Origin of the sequence: Enterobacter sp. 342 (genome assembly GCF_036663495.1) — a bacterium.
In the GTDB taxonomy this organism is placed as follows: domain Bacteria; phylum Pseudomonadota; class Gammaproteobacteria; order Enterobacterales; family Enterobacteriaceae; genus Enterobacter.
Map to the genome: position 1 here is coordinate 1 of NZ_JAWUEI010000073.1, position 5,905 is coordinate 5,905.

The 5,905-nt window shown below is 62.1% G+C and carries 8 protein-coding genes and 3 pseudogenes; 8 read left to right on the forward strand and 3 right to left on the reverse strand.

From position 1 onward, the window contains the following. Positions 1 to 45: 45 nt before the first annotated feature. The 8 genes and pseudogenes from merT to V6E55_RS24810 form a co-directional block, all read left to right on the forward strand. Positions 46 to 411 (forward strand): mercuric ion transporter MerT, encoded by a 366-nt coding sequence (gene merT, locus V6E55_RS24775; RefSeq protein WP_001294656.1) that lies wholly within the window; start codon positions 46 to 48, stop codon positions 409 to 411. Between the two features lie 15 nt (positions 412 to 426). Further along, positions 427 to 702 carry a mercury resistance system periplasmic binding protein MerP gene (merP, locus tag V6E55_RS24780; RefSeq protein WP_000732275.1) on the forward strand — a complete coding sequence of 92 codons (276 nt, stop codon included), beginning with the start codon at positions 427 to 429 and terminating at the stop codon, positions 700 to 702. A 27-nt stretch (positions 703 to 729) separates the two neighbouring features. Then, entirely contained in the window at positions 730 to 1,155 is a 426-nt protein-coding gene (gene merC, locus V6E55_RS24785) for an organomercurial transporter MerC (protein ID WP_000522996.1), read from the forward strand. Between the two features lie 38 nt (positions 1,156 to 1,193). After that, complete coding sequence (gene merA, locus V6E55_RS24790; protein WP_000209296.1) at positions 1,194 to 2,879, forward strand: mercury(II) reductase; 1,686 nt, start codon at positions 1,194 to 1,196, stop codon at positions 2,877 to 2,879. 17 nt (positions 2,880 to 2,896) lie between these two features. After that, positions 2,897 to 3,262: a mercury resistance co-regulator MerD gene (gene merD, locus V6E55_RS24795; RefSeq protein WP_001277466.1), complete on the forward strand. Its 366-nt coding sequence runs from the start codon at positions 2,897 to 2,899 to the stop codon at positions 3,260 to 3,262. Further along, the gene (merE, locus tag V6E55_RS24800) at positions 3,259 to 3,495 is read left to right on the forward strand and encodes a broad-spectrum mercury transporter MerE (RefSeq protein WP_001087807.1); all 237 of its coding nucleotides are present in this window, start codon (positions 3,259 to 3,261) and stop codon (positions 3,493 to 3,495) included. The genes merD and merE overlap by 4 nt, the downstream gene beginning before the upstream one ends. A gap of 65 nt (positions 3,496 to 3,560) precedes the next feature. Beyond that, positions 3,561 to 3,686 (forward strand): annotated as a pseudogene (locus V6E55_RS24805) (DUF3330 domain-containing protein); the annotation flags it as partial. Between the two features lie 62 nt (positions 3,687 to 3,748). Further along, positions 3,749 to 3,814, forward strand: a pseudogene (locus V6E55_RS24810) (EAL domain-containing protein); the annotation flags it as partial. Positions 3,815 to 3,953: 139 nt separating this feature from the next. On the opposite strand, the gene V6E55_RS24815 reads toward V6E55_RS24810, so the two are convergent. From V6E55_RS24815 to V6E55_RS24825, 3 genes and pseudogenes are all read right to left on the reverse strand, one after another. Continuing rightward, entirely contained in the window at positions 3,954 to 4,718 is a 765-nt protein-coding gene (locus V6E55_RS24815) for an IS6-like element IS6100 family transposase (protein WP_001389365.1), read from the reverse strand. A gap of 117 nt (positions 4,719 to 4,835) precedes the next feature. Then, positions 4,836 to 4,904, reverse strand: a pseudogene (locus tag V6E55_RS24820) (EAL domain-containing protein); the annotation flags it as partial. A gap of 320 nt (positions 4,905 to 5,224) precedes the next feature. After that, positions 5,225 to 5,725 (reverse strand): GNAT family N-acetyltransferase, encoded by a 501-nt coding sequence (locus tag V6E55_RS24825; RefSeq protein ID WP_000376623.1) that lies wholly within the window; start codon positions 5,723 to 5,725, stop codon positions 5,225 to 5,227. Positions 5,726 to 5,905: the final 180 nt, after the last annotated feature.

The window sequence follows — 5,905 nt, forward strand, 5'->3', positions numbered from 1 at the left end:
GAAGTAAGCTTAAGCTATCCAAACCAAATTTGAAAGGACAAGCGTATGTCTGAACCACAAAAGTCTGAACCACAAAACGGGCGCGGCGCGCTCTTCGCCGGTGGGCTGGCCGCCATTCTTGCGTCGGCCTGCTGCCTGGGGCCGCTGGTTTTGATCGCCTTGGGGTTCAGCGGGGCATGGATCGGCAACCTGACGGTGCTGGAACCCTATCGCCCGATCTTCATCGGCGCAGCGCTGGTCGCGCTGTTTTTCGCCTGGCGGCGCATCTACCGCCCGGCGCAAGCCTGCAAACCGGGTGAGGTCTGCGCGATTCCCCAAGTGCGAGCTACTTACAAGCTCATTTTCTGGATCGTGGCCGCGCTGGTCCTGGTCTCGCTCGGATTTCCCTACGTCATGCCATTTTTCTATTAATCACAGGAGTTCATCATGAAAAAACTGTTTGCCGCCCTCGCCCTCGCTGCCGTTGTTGCCCCCGTGTGGGCCGCCACCCAGACCGTCACGCTGTCCGTGCCTGGCATGACCTGCGCCTCTTGCCCGATCACTGTCAAGCACGCGCTTTCCAAGGTTGAGGGCGTGAGCAAGACCGACGTAAGTTTCGACAAGCGCCAGGCCGTCGTCACCTTCGACGATGCCAAGACCAACGTCCAGAAGTTGACCAAGGCGACCGAGGACGCGGGCTATCCGTCCAGCCTCAAACGCTGATCCGTTAACCGAACTCGGGAGCGACACATGGGACTCATCACGCGCATCGCTGGCAAAACCGGCGCGCTCGGCAGCGTCGTTTCCGCGATGGGCTGCGCCGCCTGTTTTCCTGCCATCGCCAGCTTTGGCGCGGCCATCGGACTGGGCTTCTTGAGCCAGTACGAGGGGCTATTCATTGGCATCCTGCTGCCGATGTTCGCCGGCATCGCGTTACTCGCCAATGCTATCGCTTGGCTCAATCATCGACAGTGGCGACGCACGGCGCTCGGCACGATAGGCCCGATCTTGGTGCTGGCAGCGGTGTTTTTAATGCGGGCTTACGGCTGGCAGAGCGGTGGACTGCTCTATGTCGGCCTGGCCTTGATGGTTGGGGTGTCGGTCTGGGATTTCATCTCGCCAGCACATCGCCGCTGCGGGCCGGACAGCTGTGAATTGCCAGAACAACGTGGCTGACGGCAACAGCCGTAGCCACCACAGAAAAGGAAAAATACATGACCACCCTGAAAATCACCGGGATGACCTGCGACTCGTGCGCGGCTCACGTCAAGGAAGCCTTGGAGAAAGTGCCCGGCGTGCAATCGGCGCTGGTGTCCTATCCGAAGGGCACAGCGCAACTCGCCATTGAGGCGGGCACGTCATCGGATGCGCTGACTACCGCCGTGGCCGGACTGGGCTACGAGGCAACGCTTGCCGATGCGCCACCGACGGACAACCGCGCCGGCCTGCTCGACAAGATGCGCGGCTGGATAGGGGCCGCTGATAAGCCCAGTGGCAACGAACGCCCGTTGCAGGTCGTCGTCATTGGTAGCGGTGGAGCCGCGATGGCGGCAGCACTGAAGGCCGTCGAGCAAGGCGCGCAGGTCACGCTGATTGAGCGCGGCACCATCGGCGGCACCTGCGTCAACGTCGGTTGTGTGCCGTCCAAGATCATGATCCGCGCCGCCCACATCGCCCATCTGCGCCGGGAAAGCCCATTCGACGGCGGCATGCCACCCACACCGCCGACGATCTTGCGCGAGCGGCTGCTGGCCCAGCAGCAGGCCCGTGTCGAAGAACTCCGTCATGCCAAGTACGAAGGCATCCTGGACGGCAATTCAGCCATCACCGTTCTGCACGGTGAAGCGCGTTTCAAGGACGACCAGAGCCTTATCGTTAGTTTGAACGAGGGTGGCGAGCGCGTCGTGATGTTCGACCGCTGCCTGGTCGCCACGGGTGCCAGCCCGGCGGTCCCGCCGATTCCGGGCTTGAAAGAGTCACCCTACTGGACTTCCACCGAGGCCCTGGCGAGCGACACCATTCCCGAACGCCTTGCCGTAATCGGCTCGTCGGTGGTGGCGCTGGAGCTGGCGCAAGCCTTTGCCCGGCTGGGCAGCAAGGTCACGGCCCTGGCGCGCAATACCTTGTTCTTCCGTGAAGACCCGGCCATCGGCGAGGCGGTGACAGCCGCTTTCCGTGCCGAGGGCATCGAGGTGCTGGAGCACACGCAAGCCAGCCAGGTCGCCCATATGGACGGTGAATTCGTGCTGACCACCACGCACGGTGAATTGCGCGCCGACAAGCTGCTGGTCGCCACCGGCCGGACACCGAACACGCGCAGCCTGGCATTGGAAGCGGCGGGGGTAGCCGTCAATGCGCAGGGGGCCATCGTCATCGACAAGGGCATGCGCACCAGTAGCCCGAACATCTACGCGGCCGGCGACTGCACCGACCAGCCGCAGTTCGTCTATGTGGCGGCAGCGGCCGGCACTCGTGCGGCGATCAACATGACTGGCGGCGATGCGGCCCTGGACCTGACCGCAATGCCGGCCGTGGTGTTCACCGACCCGCAGGTCGCCACCGTGGGCTACAGCGAGGCGGAAGCACATCACGACGGGATCGAGACCGACAGTCGCCTGCTAACACTGGATAACGTGCCGCGTGCGCTTGCCAACTTCGACACACGCGGCTTCATCAAGCTGGTCATCGAGGAAGGTAGCGGACGGCTCATCGGCGTGCAAGCGGTGGCCCCGGAAGCGGGTGAACTGATCCAGACGGCGGTGCTCGCCATTCGCAACCGTATGACCGTGCAGGAACTGGCCGACCAATTGTTCCCCTACCTGACCATGGTCGAAGGGCTGAAGCTCGCGGCGCAGACCTTCAGCAAGGACGTGAAGCAGCTTTCGTGCTGCGCCGGATGAGGAAAAGGAGGTGTTCAATGAGCGCCTACACAGTGTCCCGGCTGGCCCTTGATGCCGGGGTGAGCGTGCATATCGTGCGCGACTACCTGCTGCGCGGATTGCTACGGCCGGTCGCGTACACCACGGGCGGCTACGGCTTGTTCGATGACACCGCGTTGCAACGGCTGCGCTTTGTACGGGCTGCCTTCGAAGCGGGTATCGGCCTGGACGCACTGGCGCGGCTGTGCCGGGCGCTGGATGCTGCGGACGGTGACGGTGCGTCTGCGCAGCTTGCCGTGTTGCGGCAACTCGTCGAGCGTCGGCGCGAGGCCCTGGCCAGCCTCGAAATGCAACTGGCCGCCATGCCAACCGAACCGGCACAGCACGCGGAGAGTCTGCCATGAACAGCCCAGAGCACTTGCCGTCTGAGACGCACAAACCGATCACCGGCTACTTGTGGGGCGCGCTGGCCGTGCTCACCTGTCCCTGCCATTTGCCGATTCTCGCCATTGTGCTAGCCGGCACGACGGCCGGCGCGTTCATCGGGGAGCACTGGGGTATTGCAGCCCTCACGCTGACCGGCTTGTTTGTCCTGTCTGTGACGCGGCTGCTGCGGGCCTTCAAGGGAAGATCATGACCGCTTCCCAGCCAGCCGAGAGTGGGCAGCTTTGAGCTTCGCTACCAATCTGGAGGAGTACCACCATGAACGCAAACGCCCCGAACACTGCCAGTTGCACCACCTGCTGCGTATGCTGCAAAGAAATTCCGCTCGATGCCGCCTTCACCCCGGAAGGCGCGGAATACGTCGAACATTTCTGCGGGCTGGATTGCTATGAACGCTTCCAGGCACGCGCCAAGGCCGCGACAGAATCTGACATTGCGCCTGTCCTGTCATTTTCAGAAGACGACTGCACCAGTTGATTGGGCGTAATGGCTGTTGTGCAGCCAGCTCCTGACAGTTCAATATCAGAAGTGATCTGCACCAATCTCGACTATGCTCAATACTCGTGTGCACCAAAGCGAGGTGAGCATGGCGACGGAGGCTCTGTTGCAAAGATTGGCGGCAGTCAGAGGTAGGCTGTCGCTCTGCGCCGATCAGGCGGCTGCTGCGAAATGGTGGTTGAGCATGCCCATGGCCTCCGTCAGCGCCGAGGGCCCAATGCCAAAAGCTCTCTCCACAAGGCGCACCTCGCCCCTGATGCCGGGCTGCAGGCACCAGGGGCGAGCCTGTCCTTTGCGCAGGGCTCGCATGACTTCGAATCCCTTGATCGTGGCATAGGCCGTGGGGATCGATTTGAAACCGCGCACCGGCTTGATCAGTATCTTGAGCTTTCCGTGATCGGCCTCGATCACGTTATTGAGATACTTCACCTGCCGGTGGGCCGTCTCCCGGTCCAGCTTTCCTTCGCGCTTCAATTCGGTGATCGCTGCACCATAGCTCGGCGCTTTGTCGGTATTGAGCGTGGCAGGCTTTTCCCAGTGCTTCAGGCCTCGCAGGGCCTTGCCCAGGAACCGCTTCGCTGCCTTGGCGCTGCGGGTCGGCGACAGGTAGAAATCGATCGTGTCGCCCCGCTTGTCGACTGCCCGGTACAGGTAGGTCCACTTGCCCCGCACCTTGACGTAGGTTTCATCCAGGCGCCAGCTCGGATCAAAGCCACGCCGCCAGAACCAGCGCAGCCGCTTCTCCATCTCCGGGGCGTAGCACTGGACCCAGCGATAGATCGTCGTATGGTCGACCGAAATGCCGCGTTCCGCCAGCATTTCCTCAAGGTCGCGATAGCTGATCGGATAGCGACAATACCAGCGCACCGCCCACAGGATCACATCACCCTGGAAATGGCGCCACTTGAAATCCGTCATCGTTCCGTCCGTCCAATCTCCGCCAAGCATGCTCAAGCTTCACGATTTTTGCAACAGAGCCCACACGAGTATTGAGCATAGTCGAGATTGGTGCAGATCACTTCTGATATTGAACTGTCAGGAGCTGGCTGCACAACAGCCATTACGCCCAATCAACTGGTGCAGTCGTCTTCTGAAAATGACATTTGGTATCTCTCATAAACGGATGTTTTTGAGAGAACTATCTTCGGCCTTCACACGCACGAAAGGCGGCGAAGCTCCGCCGTTAATCCGTCCGCCGGAGATCTCGCCCAGGCAGGCTGAAGGCCGAGCAAGCCTGACAGGCCCGAAAAGCCCGGCACGGGCGTCGGCGGCGATGACGGCGGCGGCATTATCCAGGGTTGATGATGGAAGTGGAGGATATCGACAACCTCTCGCGCAACCAAGACATCGCGGTCGGACTGCAAGTGATCTTGAAGCCACGGGCCCGTCCCACCCCGACATGGACCTCGATGCCCGAACGGACGTTAGATTTCGAGTTCTAGGCGTTCTGCGATGAAGGTTGGATCCCAGCCGGGATTGAAAGTGTCGACGTGGGTGAATCCGAGCCGCTCGTATAGGCCACGCAGGTTCGGGTGGCAGTCGAGCCGCAGCTTGGCGCACCCCTGCGTTCGCGCGGCATGGCGGCAAGCCTCGATCAGCGCGGAGCTGACACCCCGGCCCGCATGTGTCCGTCGCACCGCGAGCTTGTGCAGATATGCGGCCTCCCCCTTGAGGGCGTCGGGCCAGAACTCGGGATCCTCGGCCGACAAGGTGCAACAGCCGACGATGCCGTCGCTGCAACTCGCGACTAGGAGCTCGGATCTCAGGACGAAGGTCTCCGCGAATGTCCGGTCGATCCGCGCGACGTCCCAGGCGGGCGTTCCCTTGGCGGACATCCACGCCGCAGCGTCGTGCATCAGCCGCACAACCTCGTCGATATCACCCGAGCAGGCGACCCGAACGTTCGGAGGCTCCTCGCTGTCCATTCGCTCCCCTGGCGCGGTATGAACCGCCGCCTCATAGTGCAGTTTGATCCTGACGAGCCCAGCATGTCTGCGCCCACCTTCGCGGAACCTGACCAGGGTCCGCTAGCGGGCGGCCGGAAGGTGAATGCTAGGCATGATCTAACCCTCGGTCTCTGGCGTCGCGACTGCGAAATTTCGCGA